This window comes from Mycobacterium sp. KBS0706, assembly GCF_005938675.2.
Classification (GTDB): Bacteria; Pseudomonadota; Alphaproteobacteria; order DSM-16000; family Inquilinaceae; genus Inquilinus.
This window is the reverse complement of sequence record NZ_VCCH02000036.1, coordinates 60,175-75,442: the sequence shown is the minus strand read 5'-3', so window position 1 is coordinate 75,442 and position 15,268 is coordinate 60,175. Positions and strand designations below refer to the sequence as shown.

The window sequence follows — 15,268 nt, the reverse complement described above, 5'->3', positions numbered from 1 at the left end:
GGCCGTGCCCGTCACGATCTGAGAGACCACCATGGATGCGGATTCGCTGCGCGCCCTGCAGGCGCCGCTGAAGGACCAGTATCGCGAGGCGCCGGAGTCGGCACTGATCACCCTGCGCGCCAAGGGGCGGCTGGGCGAGGAAGGGGTGACCTGCAAGGTCGAGACCGGCCGCGCTTTGGCCGAGGCCGGGCTGCACCCGGCGACCGGCGGCGACGGCCTGTCGCTGTGCTCTGGCGACATGCTGCTGGAGGCGCTGGTGGCCTGCGCCGGCGTGACGCTGAAGGCGGTGGCGACGGCGCTCAACCTGCCGATCACCGGCGGCACCGTCTCGGCCGAGGGGGACCTCGACTTCCGAGGCACGCTGGGGGTGGCGAAGGACGCCCCGGTCGGCTTCCGCGCCATCCGGCTGAATTTCGCGGTCGAGGGCGACCTGACCGAGGAGCAGCGCGCCACCCTGCTGAAGCTGACCGAGCGCTACTGCGTCGTCTACCAGACGCTGCGCCAGCCGGCCGACTTCGCCGTCGATCTGGTGAATGCTTGAATCCTTGGCTGTTTTGACGAAAATTCACGCTGAATCCTTCGGTTGACGGCTGCCTAATATTTGCCTGATCCGGTGCCTTTTACTTTGGCACCGGATGGGAATCTGATCGGATCCGAAAGCGCCGGAGACGGGGCTTTCCTATTCTGGCATCCTTCTTGCTGCTGTCGTCATCCGCGGCCGGATTACTCCGCCGCGACTGTCGAAGGGGCAAGAATCGATGGAAGAGGAACAGGGGGACGGCGTCAGCCGTCGCGGCCTGCTGTCGCTGATCGGGATGACGGCGGGCGGCGCCGCCATGTACCAGGCGATGACCAGCCTCGGCCTGGCGGCGGAGTCCGGCTACAAGGGGCCGGTCGATCTCAGCGGCGACCCGAAGGGCGCCTCGGTGCTGGTGCTCGGCGCCGGCCTGGCCGGGATGACCGCGGCGCTGGAGCTGCGCCAGGCCGGCTATTCGGTCCAGGTGCTGGAGTTCAACGACCGGCCGGGCGGGCGCAACTGGACGCTGCGCGGCGGCGACCGCTTCACCGAGCTGGGCGGCGCCACCCAGACCTGCGGCTTCGACCAGGGGCTGTACATCAACCCCGGTCCCTGGCGCATCCCGTACCACCATCACGGCGTGCTGGCCTATTGCCGCCGCCTGGGCGTGGCGCTGGAGCCGTTCCAGCAGCTCAACCACAACGCCTTCCTGCACAACACCAAGGGCTTCGGCGGCAAGCCGCAGCGCATCCGCGAGATCAAGACCGATTTCCAGGGCCATGTCTCCGAGCTGCTGGCCAAGGCGACGCAGCAGGGCAAGCTGGACGAGGCGGTGTCCAAGGAGGATCGCGAGATCCTGCTGCAGGCGCTGAAATCCTGGGGCGCCCTGGACAAGGACTACGGCTACAAGGCGGGTGAGATCGCGTCGGAGTTCCGGGGCTTCAGCAAGGATGCCGGCGGCGGGCTGGGCGCCGAGCCGGTGCCGGGCGAGCCGCTCGGCCTGTCCGAGATCCTGTCGTCGCGGCTGTGGCGCAGCCTGCAGAGCTTCGCCCTCTACGAGTTCCAGACCACCATGTTCCAGCCGGTCGGCGGCATGGACATGATCGGCAAGGCCTTCGCCGCGCAACTCGGCGGCCTGATCCGGTACAATTCCAAGGTCACCCGGATCGCGCAGGGCGAGGCCGGGGTCACCGTGACGTATGAAGACACCAAGAGCCCGGGCAGCCCGCTGCAGGCCAAGGCCGACTGGTGCGTCTGCACCATCCCGCTGACCGTGCTCAGCCAGATCCCGATCGATGTCGGGCCGAAGCTGCAGGCGGCGATCGAGGCGGTGCCCTATGCCTCCTCGGTCAAGGTCGGGCTGCAGTTCAAGCGCCGCTTCTGGGAGGAGGACGAGGCGATCTACGGCGGCATCAGCTACACCGACCTGCCGATCCGCCAGATCTCCTATCCCAGCACCGGCTACAACCTCGGCGGCAAGGGCGTGCTGCTCGGCGCCTACAGCTGGAACGGCCCGAACTCCTACGAATTCACCGCCATGGACCCGGCCGAACGGGTGCGCCGCGCGGTCGAATACGGCCGGCAGATTCACCCGCAATATGCGGCGGAGTTCGAGACCGGCATCTCCGTGGCCTGGCACCGGGTGCCCTTCACCCTGGGCTGCGCCGGCGATTGGACCGACGAGGCGCGGGCCCGGCACTACGACAACCTCTGCCAGATCGATGGCCGCATCGTGCTGGCCGGCGAGCACGCCTCCTACATCCCGGCCTGGCAGGAAGGGGCGATCCTCTCGGCGCTGAACGCGATCGAGCGGCTGCACCATCGGGTGATCGCCGCATGACCGCCTTCAGCCCATCCCAGGGGATCTCCGCCATGGCTCTTCGTTCCGCGGCCCGGCTGGCCGCGATCCTCCTGCTGCTGCCCGCGGCCGCGGGCGCCCAGGACGCCCCGATGCTCAGCCCGGCGTCGTCCTTCGCCGAGGCCGACGGCGCCGCACTGTTCGCCAGTGTCTGCCAGGCCTGCCACATGCCGGCGGGGCAGGGCGCAGCCGGCGCCGGGCATTACCCGGCCCTGGCCAGGAACACTAATCTCGAGACCGGGGCCTATCCGGTCCATGTCGTGGTCCATGGCCTGAAGGGCATGCCGCCGGTCGGCAAGATGATGACCGACGATCAGGTGGCCGCGGTGGTGAACTACCTGCGCACGAATTTCGGCAATGCCTATGCCGACCCGGTGACCGCCCAGGACGTCGCCGACGCCCGCAACTGACCTGCCCGCTTGAAGGGGGAAAGACCCGTGACCAAGACGACGATGACGGCCGCGATCGGCCTGGCGCTGCTGGTGGCTGGCCCGGCCGCGGCGCAGGACGTGATCCGCCACAAGATCCCGAACTCCGACTTCCCGATCGCCCGGGCGGTCGAGATCCCGGCCGGCAAGACCACGGTCTATGTCAGCGGCGCGGTGCCGCCGGTGGCCGATGCCAACGCGGCCAAGAACTCCGTCGCCGCCTATGGCGACACCAAGGCCCAGACGGTCGCGGTGCTGACATCAATCGAGAAGACCCTGAAGGATCTCGGCCTCGGCCTCGGCGACGTGGTGAAGATGCAGGTGTTCCTGGTCGGCGACCCGGCCAAGGACGGCAAGATGGACTTTGCCGGTTTCATGGAGGGCTACCGCCAGTTCTACGGCACGGCGGAGCAGCCGAACCTGCCGGCCCGCTCGGCCATGCAGGTCGCCGCCCTGGTCAATCCGGGCTACCTGGTCGAGATCGAGGTCACGGCGGTGCGGCCGTAGGGGGTGGCGGTCCGGCGGATCAGGGCGATAAGATCGGACAAAACCACGGAGTCTCGACGTGATCCATGTCATCGCCCTGATCACCGCCAAGCCGGGGAAGCGCGCCGCCCTGCTGGAGGAATTCCGGAAGATCATCCCCGAGGTCCATGCCGAGCAGGGCTGCATCGAATACGGCCCCGCGGTGGATGCCGAGGGCAGCCCGGACCGCTTCGGCGACGACACCTTCGTGGTGGTCGAGAAGTGGGAGAGCCCGGAGGCGCTGAAGGCGCATTCCGTCGCCCCGCACATGAAGGCCTATGGCGAGCGCGCCAGGGACCTCATCGCCGGCCGGTCCATCCACGTCCTGACGCCGGCCTGACGGGGTCACCGGCGGCGGGCCTTCTGGAAATGGTCGATGAAGGCTCGCAACCCGGCCGAGGGTAGGCGCTGGCGCGGGTAGTACAGGCTCAGGCCGGGAAAGGACGGGGTCCAGTCCTGTAGCACCTGTCGCAGCCGGCCTGACTTGAGCTCTGCCGCTGCGGTCCGGCCGCTGACGAAAGCGAGGCCGGCGCCGGCCAGCGCCGCCTGCTGGCTCAGTTCCGGGCTGCCCAGGGTCAGCCGGCCGGGCGGGTCGATCCGGATTTCCTCACCCTGGTGCTCGAACTCCCAGCGCAGGATCGCGCCGCTCGGCAGGCGGGCGCGGATGCAGTCATGGCCGAACAGGTCGGCCGGCGCCTGCGGCACGCCACGCGCCGCGAGGTAGCGTGGCGCGCCGACCACGATCATCGCCTCGTCGATGCCCAGCGGCACCGAGACCATGTCCTGCGGCACGGCCTCGGCCAGGCGGATGCCGGCGTCGAAGCCGGCGGCGACGATGTCGATCATCCGCCCCTCGCTGACCAGGTCGACCCGCATCTCCGGATAGGCGGCCATGAAGTCCAGCACGATCGGCAGGATGCGCACCGACCCGCCTTCGGAGCTGTTCAGCCGCAGCAGCCCGGCCGGGGTGTCGCGGAACCGGTTCACCGTCTCCACCGCCTCGGCGATCTCGCGCAGCGCCGGCTGGATCCGGGCCAGGAACTGCTCGCCCGCCTCGGTCACCGCGACGCTGCGGGTGGTGCGGTTGAACAGGCGAACGCCCAGCCGCCGCTCGAGGCTGGCGACCATGTGACTGAGCGAGGAGGGCGACAGCCCCAGCTCCGCCGCCGCGGCACGGAAGCTGCGATGGGCCGCCACCGCGCCCAGCGCGGTCAACTCGGTCAGAGCGAGATCGGCCATTATCCGGCTGCCTTCATCAACTCATCCGGGATTGAACGGATTATCACAATAGAGGGGCGGGGGCATATCGGAGGCTCACCCAGGAGACCTCGATGACCCGCACCGTTCTCATCACCGGCTGTTCCACCGGATTCGGCGAGGCCACGGCCCGCCTGTTCGCCTCGCGCGGCTGGAACGTCGTGGCAACCATGCGCCGGCCCGAGGCGGGCGCCGGCCTGGCTGCGCTCGACAACGTCCTGGTCACCCGGCTGGACGTGCAGGACCCGGCCAGCATCGACGCCGCGGTGGCCGCGGCGATCGCCCGGTTCGGCCGCATCGACGTGCTGGTCAACAATGCCGGCTTCGGCCTGTTCGGCGTGTTCGAGGCCGCGCCGCGCGACAAGATCCAGGAGCAGTTCGACGTCAATGTCTTCGGCGTGATGGACGTGACCCGCGCCCTACTGCCGCATTTCCGGGCCAACCGGTCCGGCACGATCGTCAACATCAGCTCCGGCGCCGGCGTCTTCACCCTGCCGATGATCTCGCTGTATTGTGCCTCGAAATTCGCGCTGGAGGGCTTCTCCGAGGCGCTGTCCTACGAGCTGGCGTCGCTGGGCATCGCGGTGAAGATCGTCGAGCCGGGCGGCGTCACCAAGACCAGCTTCGGCCAGCGTAGCGCCGCGGAGGCCGGCCAGTCGGTCGAACTGCCGGACTACCGGCCCTTCCTGGAGGGCGCGATGGCGGTCTTCGCCGGACTGCGGGCGGCGCGCGCCGACGCCACCAGCGAGGAGGTGGCGGAGGTGATCTTCACCGCCGCCACCGACGGTACCGGCCAGCTGCGCTATGTCGCCACCGAGGACATCAAGCCGCTGGTCCGCGCCCGGCGCGAGACCTCGGAGGCTGAGTACATGGCCTTCATGCGCGGGCAGGTGACGCCCCGGATCGGCTGAGGGCCGCCCTGCCGGACGGCCCGCCGTCGATCATTCGCGGCAACCATTCTCCCGGCGGAAGGTGGCCAGCAGCGTCTCGCGACCCTTCGAGAGATCAGCGCCGCTGCGGCCGGGCAGCGGCGCGCCGTCGCCCTTGAAGCCATGCCAGAGAGCGGCGTTGAAGCGGGCCGTGTCGAGGTGGTCTTCCTCCTCAAAATCCTGGCCTTTCATCGCCTCCTGCCAATAGGCGGCGGTCCGCGCCGGTTGCGTGAAGCAGTCGCCGGCATCGGCCTTCTGCGGGCCGCGCGGCGGCAGCGGCAGCCTGGTGCTGCGCAGCACCTCCGGCACGACGGCCTGATAGGTCCAGTCGGCGGCATGCGTGTCGAACACCTCGGCCATCGGCTCGGCCAGCCCGTCATTGAGCCCCAGCGCGGGCAGGCCGAGCACGGCCTCGATCGTCTTCAGCAGGCTGACGGTGGTGTAGTGCTCCGACACGACCGCATGGCGGCGGACATAGGGCCCGGCGATCAGCGCGATCGAGCGGTGGGCGTCGACATGGTCGGCGCCGTCCTGGGCATCGTCCTCGATGACGAAGATCAGGGTCGATCTGGCGAACGGGCTGGCCGCCACCTTGGCGACGATGCGGCCGACGGCATAGTCGTTGTCCGCCATCTGGGTCTCGACCGTATTGACCCCGTCGACCGCCTTGTCGAAGTCGCCGAAATGGTCGTGCGAGACGCGCAGCAGCGTCAGGTTCGGCAGCTTGCCCGACTGGACGAAGCCATCGAATTCGCGCTCCCACTCGTCCACCCGGTAGGCGTCCGGGAATTTCTGGTCGTAGCCGCGGAAATAGAGGTCGCTGTGCGGCGCCAGCGACGGCTTATCGGGGAAGAACACCTGGGTCTGCGAGCCGAACGGATCGCGCAGCTCGGCCGAAAGGGCGTTGGGATGGGTGGGCTCGTAGCGCGAGCCGTCGCTGTAGAAGCCGTAGTTGCGGACGGTCAGCCCGGCGCGCAGCGCCGCATCCCACAGATAGCCGGTGCCAGCCTCGCCGGCATCGGCAGCCTCCTGCGCGTCGGGCGCGGCGACATCGGCCGTGCCCGCCAGGACATTGGGATCGTGCGGCGTCGCCGGGTTGGCCTCCTCGCGCTCGTCCTGCCCGGCCAGGCCGACATTGACGCCGCGATTGAGCCCTTCCCAGTCATATTGCAGGCCGCGCCCGGCATAGTTGACCGGCGCGGTGCGCTCGGTGAAGTCGGTGGTGCGGGCCGCGGTCGTCCAGTTCCAGCCGGTGTTGCTGGACTCGCCGCTGTCGCGGAAATTGTCGAGCGTGACGAAGTCGAGCGCCAGCGCATGGTGGTTCGGCGTGATCGGCTGCGGCAGCAGGGTCAGGCTGGGGTCACCGTTGCCGACAGGGAGATCGCCCAGCACCTGGTCATAGGTGCGGTTCTCCTTCACGACATAGATCACATGGTCGATCCTGCTGCGGACGAACGCCATCGTCTCGGACCGGCTGCCATGGCCGGCGACGCTCGGGAAGTTGTTGTTGACCGCGACCTGCCAGGTCATCTCGGCAAGCTGGCGCGGCTTGGGCGTGGGCAGCGTCAGCAGCCCGGCCTTCTCGAGCTGCCAGACATACTGGTCGGCCTGCTTGCAGGGATTGAGCGCCGCCTTCTCGGGGGCGAGCGTGTTGCGGCAGGCCAGCGGGTTGGGGCCGGCGTTGGACTTGCCGTTGGCGATGTAAATCCGCGCATCGTCGGGGCGCACCGCGACCGAGGTCGGATACCACCCCGTCGGCAGCAGGCCGATGACGCGGGACGCTTCGGGCAGCTTGCCCTCTTCCTCGACCTCGTCGCCGTCGTCGTCCAGCTTGGCCCTGGCGTCCTTGGCCGTCTCGGCGGTCTCCGGGTCGAGCGAGCCTTCGCCGAGTTCGATCACCGCGGCGGCGTTGATCCCGCCATTGGTGGCGATCAGCGTCAGCCCGTCTCCGGACAGCGCCAGGCCGTTGGTGTTGGCGCCGTACAGCCCTTCGGGGTTGAGCCATACCTCGGCCGGCGCGGTCGCCGGAATCTCCTCGATCACTTTGTCGGTCCCGGTGTCGACGCTGACCACCCGGTCGGTGTTGTCGAGCGCGACATAGGCCCGGCTGCGCTGCCGGTTGAGGATGATCGCCGAGGGCTGGCCGTCGACGCTCTGCCGGCCGGTGATCGCAATGCCGGTCGGGCCGACCTCGAGGGCGATCAGCTCGCGGTCCCGCTGGCTGGCGGCATAGGCCTTCCCGTCGGAGACGAAGGCCACCAGGTTCGGGTAGGTGCCGCCGGGCCGGCCCGACTTGGCGGGGTCGATCACGCCGGGGCGCAGGTCGGCCTCGGCCACCACCTTGTGGCCGGCGGTGTCGATCAGGCTGACCGATTCGTTCTGGTAGTTGGCGACCAGCAGCCGCTTGCCGTCCGGCGAGACGGCAAGGCCCGCCGCCTCCGGCTTGGTGCCGTCGACGCCGATTCCGGCCTTGTGGCCGAGCGCGATGGTGCCGGCGAGCCCGAATTTGCCCTGGCTGAACATGTAGTCATAGACCACGTCGTCGACGCCGCCGGAGACGAAGAACCGGCTGCCGTCCGGCGCCCAGGCGATCCCGAGGAAGGTGTTGGGCACCTGCACCACCTGCCGCTTGACCGGCAGCGGGCCCGACACGTCGTAGACGAACACATATTCGGTCGAGAGCTCGGGGATGGGCTTGCCGTCCGGGCCGACATTGCGGTTGTAGCCCGAGGTCAGCACCAGCAGCGTCGTGCCGTCGGGCGACAGCGCCATTGCCGAGGCCTGTCCGGCCGTGAAGTCGGGCAGGCCGGGGAGATTGGGGTTGAGCGAGTCCAGCTTCGACCCGGGCATCGCCTGCGGGGTCAGGCGCTGGCCGGTCGGCAGCAGCTCGCCGACCAGCGGCGTCATCCCTGAAGGGGGGGCGTCCTGGGCGAGCGCCGGCGTCAGCGCCCCGCAGATAAGGCCGAGTGCGGCCACCGACAGGGCAAGGGAGGGCGATGCCATGCTGGGCTCCGTTGATCGTTGCGGCGGAGCCAGACTAGGCCGGATGGTTGACACAATGGTGACGGCAGCCGATCTGCGGCGATCCGACGCCCGAAGCAGCCGACTCGTCAGTGCCCCGGGCGGCCCGTATGGCGGCTGTGGCGTTCGACCAGCGCCTTGGCCGCCAAGGTCACCAAGGCCAGCAGCGCCAGGGTCGAGGCGGCGGCGAAGGCGCCGACGGCATTGTAGTCGTTGTAGAGCAGCTCGATCTGCAGCGGCAGCGTGTTGGTCTGGCCGCGGATATGGCCGGAGACGACCGAGACGGCGCCGAACTCGCCCATCACCCGGGCGTTGCACAGCACCACGCCGTACAGCAGCGCCCATTTGATGTTCGGCAGGGTGACGCGGAAGAAGGTCTGCCAGCCATTGGCGCCCAGCGTCGCCGCGGCCTCCTCCTCGTCGCGCCCCTGCGCCTGCATCAGCGGGATCAGCTCGCGTGCCACATAGGGCGAGGTCACGAACAGGCTGACCAGCACGATCGCCACGGGGGTGAACATCAGGCGGATGCCGTGGTCCTGCAGCCAGAGGCCGAACAGGCCGTTGGCGCCGTACAGGAACAGGTACACGACGCCGGCGACGATCGGCGACACCGAGAACGGGATCTCGACCAGCGTGGTCAGCAGGCGCCGGCCGCGGAACTGAAACTTGGCGATCACCCAGGCCGCCATGACGCCGAACACGGTGTTGACCGGCACCACGATCAGCGCCGTGGTCACGGTCAGCCCGATCGCGTGCAGCGTCTCGCGCTCGCCGATGTTGCGGGCGAAGACCGCCAGCCCGGCGGAGAAGGCCTGGGCGAAGATCACCGCGATCGGCGCCACCAGCACCAGGGCCGCGGCCAGCAAGGCGAGGCCGATCAGGATGCGCCGGGTCCAGCGGCCTTCGCCGATGCGGGGCGACCGCCGCCGGGCGGCCGCGGCGCTGGCAGCGGTCGCGGGCACCACGGCCGGGTCGCGGTCAACGGCGATCGACATGACGCAGGAACCGGGCCTGGAGGATGTTGGTGGCGAGCAGCAGCAGGAAGGCGGCGGCCAGGATGGTCAGCGCCAGGGCGGCGGCGGCGGCGTAGTCGTATTCCTCGAGCCGGATGAACACCAGCAGCGCCGCGATCTCGGTCTGCATCGGCCGGTTGCCGGCGATGAAGATGACGGCGCCGAACTCGCCGAGTGAGCGGGCGAAGGCCAGGCTGCAGCCGGCCAGGAAGGCGGGCAGGATCGCCGGCCACACCACATGGCGCAGGGTCGACCAGTCGCCGGCGCCAAGCGTCCGGGCCGCCTCCTCGACGCCCGCATCCAGGTCCTCCAGCACCGGCTGCACGCTGCGCACCACGAAGGGCAGGCTGGTGAAGGCCATCGCCACGGCGATACCCAGCGGGGTGTAGGCGACCGGGATGCCGATCGCCGCCAGCGGCGCGCCGAACCAGCCGTTCTTGGCGAACAGCGCGGTCAGGGCGATGCCCGCCACCGCGGTCGGCAGGGCGAAGGGAAGGTCGACGATGGCGTCGAGCAGCCGTCGTCCCGGGAAGCGGTAGCGCACCAGCACCCAGGCCAGCAGCAGCCCGACCACGCCGTTGAACACAGTCGCCGCCAGCGCCATGCCCAGCGTGACCTCGTAGCTGGCGAGGGCGCGCGGCGAGGTGACGATGGCCAGGAACTGGGCCGGCGTCAGGCTGGCCGCCTTCAGCGCCAGGGCGCCCAGCGGCAGCAGCACGATCAGCACGAGGTAGACCAGCGTGCAGCCCAGCGTCAGCCGGAATCCGGGCAGCACCCGGCGCCGGGCGGGACGGGGGGCGGCGAGGGCGACGCTGGTCATCGGGCGTCCCGGCTCACTGGTTCACGAAGACGGTGTCGAGGATGCCGCCGGAGGCGAAATGCTCGGCATTCACCTTGTCCCAGCCGCCGAACACCTCGTCGACCGTGGCCAGCGTCACGACCGGGAACTGATGCTTGGCCGCGACCTCGGTCAGGGTCGGGCGGTAGAAATGCTCCGCCAGGATCTCCTGGGCCGCCGGCTGGTACAGGAAGTCGAGATAGCCCTTGGCCAGCTCGGCCGTGCCGCGGGCATCGGCGACCTTGTCGACCACCGCCACCGGGAAATCCGCCTTCAGGCTGCTCGGTGGCACCACCACCTCGAAGCCGCGGTCGCCATATTCCTTCTGGATGCCGCGGGTCTCGGCCTCGAAGGTGATCAGCACGTCGCCGGTCTCGCGCTCGACGAAGGTGGTGGTGGCGCCGCGCCCGCCGGTGTCGAACACCGGCACATGCGACAGCACGGTCTTGACGAAGGCTTTGGCCTTCTCCTGGTCGCCGCCATTGGCCTTCAGCGCCCAGGCATAGGCGGCCAGATAGGTGTAGCGGGCATTGCCGGAGGTCTTCGGGTTGGGGAAGACGATCTGCACGTCGTCGCGCGCCAGGTCGCCCCAGTCCTTGATCCCCTTCGGGTTGCCCTGGCGCACCAGGAAGGCGGGGAAGGAGTAATAGGGCGAGGCGCCGTTCGGGAAGGCCGATTGCCAGCCCGGCTTGACCGCGCCGCCCTTCTCCAGCGCCGTGATGTCGGTCGCCTGGTTGAAGGTGACGACATCGGCCTGCAGCCCCTCCAGGATCGACCGCGCCTGCTTCGAGGTGCCGGCATGCGACTGCTCGACCGTCACATCCTGGCCGGACTTGCCCTTCCAATAGGTCTGGAACGCCGGGTTGATGTCGACATAGAGCTCTCGGCCGACATCGAAGGAGGCGTTGAGGATGGTGGTCTGGGCCTGCGCCGTGGCCGCACCACCGAACAGGCCGGCCGCGACGGCCAGCGCCAGGAAGGATCGCTTCATCGAAATCTCCGAATGCTCAGGCGGCCTGGCGTGCCGGGAACAGGCCGAAATGGCTGGCGCCGACCTGCAGGGTCTCGCCCGCGGCGGGCAGCCGGGCGGCCAACTGGCGCCGGTGCCACTCCAGGTCGAGCGGGATGGCGCCGTGCTGGGTCACCGCCTCGACCCGCACCAGCGGGCCGACGACGCTGACGCTGCGGATCGCGATCGGGAAGGCGTCCGCGGCACCGTCCTGCGGCACCAAATCGTGCGGGCGGACGAAGATCTCACCGGCGCCGTCCGGCCCGGCATAGCCCGCCGGCCGCGGCAGCACCGCACCCTCGACATCGACCCGGTCGGGACCGATGCGGCACGGCAGGCGCACGGCCTGGCCCAGGAACTCGTAGACGAAGGGCGTCGCCGGCCGCTCATAGACCTCGGCCGGGCTGCCGATCTGCTCGACCTTGCCGTGATCCATCACCACCACCTGGTCGGCCAGCTCCAGCGCCTCCTCCTGGTCATGGGTGACGAAGACGGTGGTCAGCTTCAGCGTCTGGTGCAGCTCGCGCAGCCAGCGCCGCAGGTCCTTGCGCACCCGGGCGTCGAGCGCGCCGAAAGGCTCGTCCAGCAGCAGGATGCGCGGCTCGATCGCCAGGGCCCGGGCCAGGGCCACGCGCTGGCGCTGGCCGCCGGACAGCTGGTCGGGGTAGCGGTCGCCGAATTTCTCCAGCTGCACCAGGGCCAGCAGTTCCTTGGCGCGGGCGCGGATCGCCTCCGCCTCCGGCCGGGTCTGGCGCGGCCGCACCTTCAGGCCGAAGCCGATGTTATCCAGCACGCTCATGTGCCGGAACAGGGCGTAGTGCTGGAACACGAAGCCGACCTGGCGGTCGCGGACATCGACCGCCGACATGTCTGTGCCGCCGATCCGCAAGCTGCCGGCATCGGCATGCTCCAGCCCGGCGATGATGCGCAGCAGCGTGGTCTTGCCCGAGCCGGACGGGCCGAGCAGGGCGCAGAGATGCCCCGCCTCGATGTCGAGGCCGATCCCCGACAGCGCGGTGAACTCCTGAAACCGCTTCTCGATCCCACGAAGCTCCACGCGCATCGATTTTGCCTGCATTTTAGTGTAAATAAAGGGCTTCCATCATACCGGAGCGTAGAAAGTGCGCCAGCGGAAAATCCGGCACCGCATGGATGGCGCAACAATTGAACAACAGAATATTGACATTGCCGGGCTTGACCCGGCAATTCAGTGGGTGTCGACGGTCTCTCTGGATGTCCGGGTCAAATCCCGGGCATGACAAGGAGGGATGGGGAGGCTACGCCTCCTCTGCCGGCTCCAATTGGATCACCGAGCCGTCGATCAGCACCTTGCCGCGGTTTTCGAAGTTCACCGTGATCCGATTCCCGATCACCGACTGCACCTGGCCGGGACCCCAGTCGGGCTGGTCCGGATGCCGCACCCACATGCCGGGCGCCAGCCCCAGATCGATCCCGAATCCGTTCTCGAAACTCATGAACAAGCTCCCGCGGCCTCCCGGCCACGTTGCCATGGATTGCAGGGTTGCGTCAGCGGGGTTACACCCGGAAGGCAATCGGAGTTCCCATGGTCGATCGGCCGCCCTGCCGTCCTGAAACCATCGCCGCCCGCCTCGATGGCTATCTCTGCGGCGATACCGGCGCGATCGTGCCGCCGATCCATCCGTCCTCGACCTATGCCCGCGACGCCGCCTACGCCCAGGTTGGCGGCCGCGGCTACAGCCGCGACGACAACCCGACCTATCTGCAGGCGGAGGCGCTGCTGGCGCGGCTGGAGGGCGGGTCCGGGGCGATGCTGTTCGCCTCCGGCATGGCGGCGATCGCGGCGCTGTTCCAGGCGCTGGCGCCGGGCGATCACGTCGTCTGCTCGCGCGACATGTATTTCGGCACCGGCAAGCTGCTGCGCGAGCTGCTGATCCCCTGGGGCCTGGCCTGCGAGATGGTCGACACCAGCGACCTCGACGCGCTGCGCACCACGGTCCGGCCGGGGGTGACGAAGCTGGTCTTCGTCGAGACCCCGGCCAACCCGATCTGGTCGGTCACCGACATCGCTGGCGCGGCCGCGATCGCGCATGAGGCCGGGGCGCTGCTGGCGGTCGACAACACCTCGGCCTCGCCGGCGCTGTGTCGGCCGATCGCCCATGGCGCCGATCTCGTCGTCCACTCCGCCACCAAATACCTGAACGGCCATTCCGACGTGGTCGCCGGCGCGGTGGTGACGGCGGCCAACGGTCCGCTGTGGCAGCGGATCGGCCGCATCCGCTTCCTGGCCGGCCCGGTGCTCGGTCCGTTCGAGGCCTGGCTGCTGCTGCGCGGCATGCGCACCCTTTTCGTGCGGGTGCGCGCCGCCAGCGCCAGCGCCCAGCGCATCGCCGAGCGCTTCGACGGCCACCCGGCGGTGGCGCAGGTCTGCTACCCCGGCCTGCCGGGTTTTTCGGGCCACGCCATCGCAGCGCGGCAGATGGAGGGCGGCTTCGGCGGCATGCTGTCGCTGCGGCTGGCCGGCGGGCGCGAGGCGGCGCTGCGTGCGATCTCCCGCGTCCGCATCTTCATCCGCGCCACCTCGCTGGGCGGGGTCGAGAGCCTGATCGAGCACCGCGCCACGATTGAGAAGGAGGACGGCACGGTCCCCGACGACCTGTTGCGCCTGTCGGTCGGCATCGAGGCGGTCGAGGACCTGATCGCGGATCTGGAGCAGGCGCTGGACGGATAGACGGCACACAACCGAACGAAGAACAGGGACGGCATGGCGGACAGGGAAGCAGGGGCCTTCGTCGAATTCGTCGACGTGGCCAAGACCTATGACGGCGAGACGCTGGTGGTGCGGGGCCTCGACCTCGCCATCCGGCAGGGCGAGTTCCTGACCCTGCTCGGCCCCTCCGGCTCGGGCAAGACCACGACGCTGATGATGTTGGCCGGGTTCGAGACGCCCACGCGGGGCCGCATCCTGCTGGAGGGCAAGGCGATCGACGCCCTGCCGCCCTGGCGCCGCGACATCGGCATGGTGTTCCAGAACTACGCCCTGTTCCCGCACATGACCGTGCGCGAGAACGTGGCCTTCCCGCTCAAGGTCCGCGGCATCGGCGGCGCGGATGCCGCGGCACGGGTCGAGCGCGCCCTCGACATGGTCAAGCTGGGCGGCTTCGGCGGCCGCCGCCCGGCCCAGCTCTCGGGCGGGCAGCAGCAGCGCGTGGCGTTGGCCCGCGCCCTGGTGTTCGAGCCGCGCCTGGTGCTGATGGACGAGCCGCTGGGCGCGCTCGACAAGCAGCTGCGCGAGCACATGCAGCTCGAGATCAAGCACCTGCACCGCTCGCTCGGCGTCACCGTGGTCTATGTCACCCACGACCAGGGAGAGGCGCTGACCATGTCGGACCGCATCGCCGTGTTCCATGAGGGTGCGATCGACCAGCTGGCGCCGCCGGATGACCTGTACGACCGGCCGGAGACCGCCTTCGTCGCCCAGTTCATCGGCGAGAACAACAAGCTGGCCGGGACGGTCGAGGCCCTGGCGGGCGGGCAGTGCACGGTCGCGGTCGATGGCGGTTTCTCGGTGCTGGCGACGCCGGTCGGGGCGGCTGGGCAGGGCGCCCGCGCCACCCTGTCGATCCGGCCGGAGCGGGTGCGGCTGTCGCCCGGCGCCGAGGCGGGGCCGAACCGCTTCCCGGCCCGGATCGAGGAGCTGATCTTCCACGGCGACCACACCCGGGCCCGGCTGTCGCTGCTGGGCCGCGACGATTTCGTGCTCAAGCTGCCGAACGCCGACGGCCGGCCGGCCCTGGCGGCGGGCGAGGCGGTGACGGTCGGCTGGGCCGCCGCCGACTGCCGGGCGCTGACCGCCTGATCCGCGCAGACCATTGAGCGTTCGGGCTTCCGGTT

General features: G+C 69.5%; 15 protein-coding genes. 8 read left to right on the top strand and 7 right to left on the bottom strand.

Going from position 1 to position 15,268, the window contains the following annotated elements:
• Positions 1-31 precede the first annotated feature (31 nt).
• The 5 genes from FFK22_RS20250 (at position 32) to FFK22_RS20230 (ending at position 3,668) form a co-directional block, all read left to right on the top strand.
• A complete protein-coding gene (locus FFK22_RS20250) occupies positions 32-541 on the top strand; it encodes an OsmC family protein (RefSeq protein ID WP_138890261.1) in 510 nt (169 codons plus the stop codon).
• Between the two features lie 217 nt (positions 542-758).
• Positions 759-2,357 (top strand): flavin monoamine oxidase family protein, encoded by a 1,599-nt coding sequence (locus FFK22_RS20245; RefSeq protein WP_138890260.1) that lies wholly within the window; start codon positions 759-761, stop codon positions 2,355-2,357.
• A gap of 32 nt (positions 2,358-2,389) precedes the next feature.
• Positions 2,390-2,785 carry a cytochrome c gene (locus FFK22_RS20240; RefSeq protein WP_138890259.1) on the top strand — a complete coding sequence of 132 codons (396 nt, stop codon included), beginning with the start codon at positions 2,390-2,392 and terminating at the stop codon, positions 2,783-2,785.
• Positions 2,786-2,812: 27 nt separating this feature from the next.
• Entirely contained in the window at positions 2,813-3,310 is a 498-nt protein-coding gene (locus FFK22_RS20235; protein WP_221938725.1) for a RidA family protein, read from the top strand.
• 58 nt (positions 3,311-3,368) lie between these two features.
• Positions 3,369-3,668, top strand: a complete 300-nt coding sequence (locus FFK22_RS20230) for a putative quinol monooxygenase (RefSeq protein ID WP_138890258.1) — start codon at positions 3,369-3,371, stop codon at positions 3,666-3,668.
• Positions 3,669-3,673: 5 nt separating this feature from the next.
• Here the strand turns inward: FFK22_RS20230 and FFK22_RS20225 are convergent, their stop codons facing one another.
• Complete coding sequence (locus tag FFK22_RS20225) at positions 3,674-4,567, bottom strand: LysR family transcriptional regulator (protein WP_138890257.1); 894 nt, start codon at positions 4,565-4,567, stop codon at positions 3,674-3,676.
• Between the two features lie 92 nt (positions 4,568-4,659).
• Between FFK22_RS20225 and FFK22_RS20220 the strand changes: the two genes are divergently transcribed.
• Positions 4,660-5,496 (top strand): SDR family oxidoreductase, encoded by an 837-nt coding sequence (locus tag FFK22_RS20220; protein ID WP_138890256.1) that lies wholly within the window; start codon positions 4,660-4,662, stop codon positions 5,494-5,496.
• 30 nt (positions 5,497-5,526) lie between these two features.
• On the opposite strand, the gene FFK22_RS20215 is transcribed toward FFK22_RS20220, so the two are convergent.
• From FFK22_RS20215 to FFK22_RS20190, 6 genes are all read right to left on the bottom strand, one after another.
• Positions 5,527-8,517, bottom strand: a complete 2,991-nt coding sequence (locus FFK22_RS20215) for a bifunctional YncE family protein/alkaline phosphatase family protein (protein WP_138890255.1) — start codon at positions 8,515-8,517, stop codon at positions 5,527-5,529.
• A gap of 107 nt (positions 8,518-8,624) precedes the next feature.
• The gene (cysW, locus tag FFK22_RS20210; protein ID WP_138890254.1) at positions 8,625-9,530 is read right to left on the bottom strand and encodes a sulfate ABC transporter permease subunit CysW; all 906 of its coding nucleotides are present in this window, start codon (positions 9,528-9,530) and stop codon (positions 8,625-8,627) included.
• The gene (gene cysT, locus FFK22_RS20205) at positions 9,514-10,368 is read right to left on the bottom strand and encodes a sulfate ABC transporter permease subunit CysT (protein WP_138890253.1); all 855 of its coding nucleotides are present in this window, start codon (positions 10,366-10,368) and stop codon (positions 9,514-9,516) included. The genes cysW and cysT overlap by 17 nt, the downstream gene beginning before the upstream one ends.
• Positions 10,369-10,381: 13 nt before the next feature.
• Positions 10,382-11,377: a sulfate ABC transporter substrate-binding protein gene (locus FFK22_RS20200; RefSeq protein WP_138890252.1), complete on the bottom strand. Its 996-nt coding sequence runs from the start codon at positions 11,375-11,377 to the stop codon at positions 10,382-10,384.
• 16 nt (positions 11,378-11,393) lie between these two features.
• Positions 11,394-12,458, bottom strand: a complete 1,065-nt coding sequence (locus FFK22_RS20195) for a sulfate/molybdate ABC transporter ATP-binding protein (protein ID WP_138890251.1) — start codon at positions 12,456-12,458, stop codon at positions 11,394-11,396.
• A gap of 214 nt (positions 12,459-12,672) precedes the next feature.
• Complete coding sequence (locus FFK22_RS20190) at positions 12,673-12,870, bottom strand: DUF3553 domain-containing protein (RefSeq protein WP_138890250.1); 198 nt, start codon at positions 12,868-12,870, stop codon at positions 12,673-12,675.
• Positions 12,871-12,959: 89 nt separating this feature from the next.
• Between FFK22_RS20190 and FFK22_RS20185 the strand changes: the two genes are divergently transcribed.
• Positions 12,960-14,105, top strand: a complete 1,146-nt coding sequence (locus FFK22_RS20185; RefSeq protein ID WP_138890249.1) for a PLP-dependent aspartate aminotransferase family protein — start codon at positions 12,960-12,962, stop codon at positions 14,103-14,105.
• 33 nt (positions 14,106-14,138) lie between these two features.
• Positions 14,139-15,233 (top strand): ABC transporter ATP-binding protein, encoded by a 1,095-nt coding sequence (locus FFK22_RS20180; RefSeq protein WP_138890248.1) that lies wholly within the window; start codon positions 14,139-14,141, stop codon positions 15,231-15,233.
• Positions 15,234-15,268 lie beyond the last annotated feature (35 nt).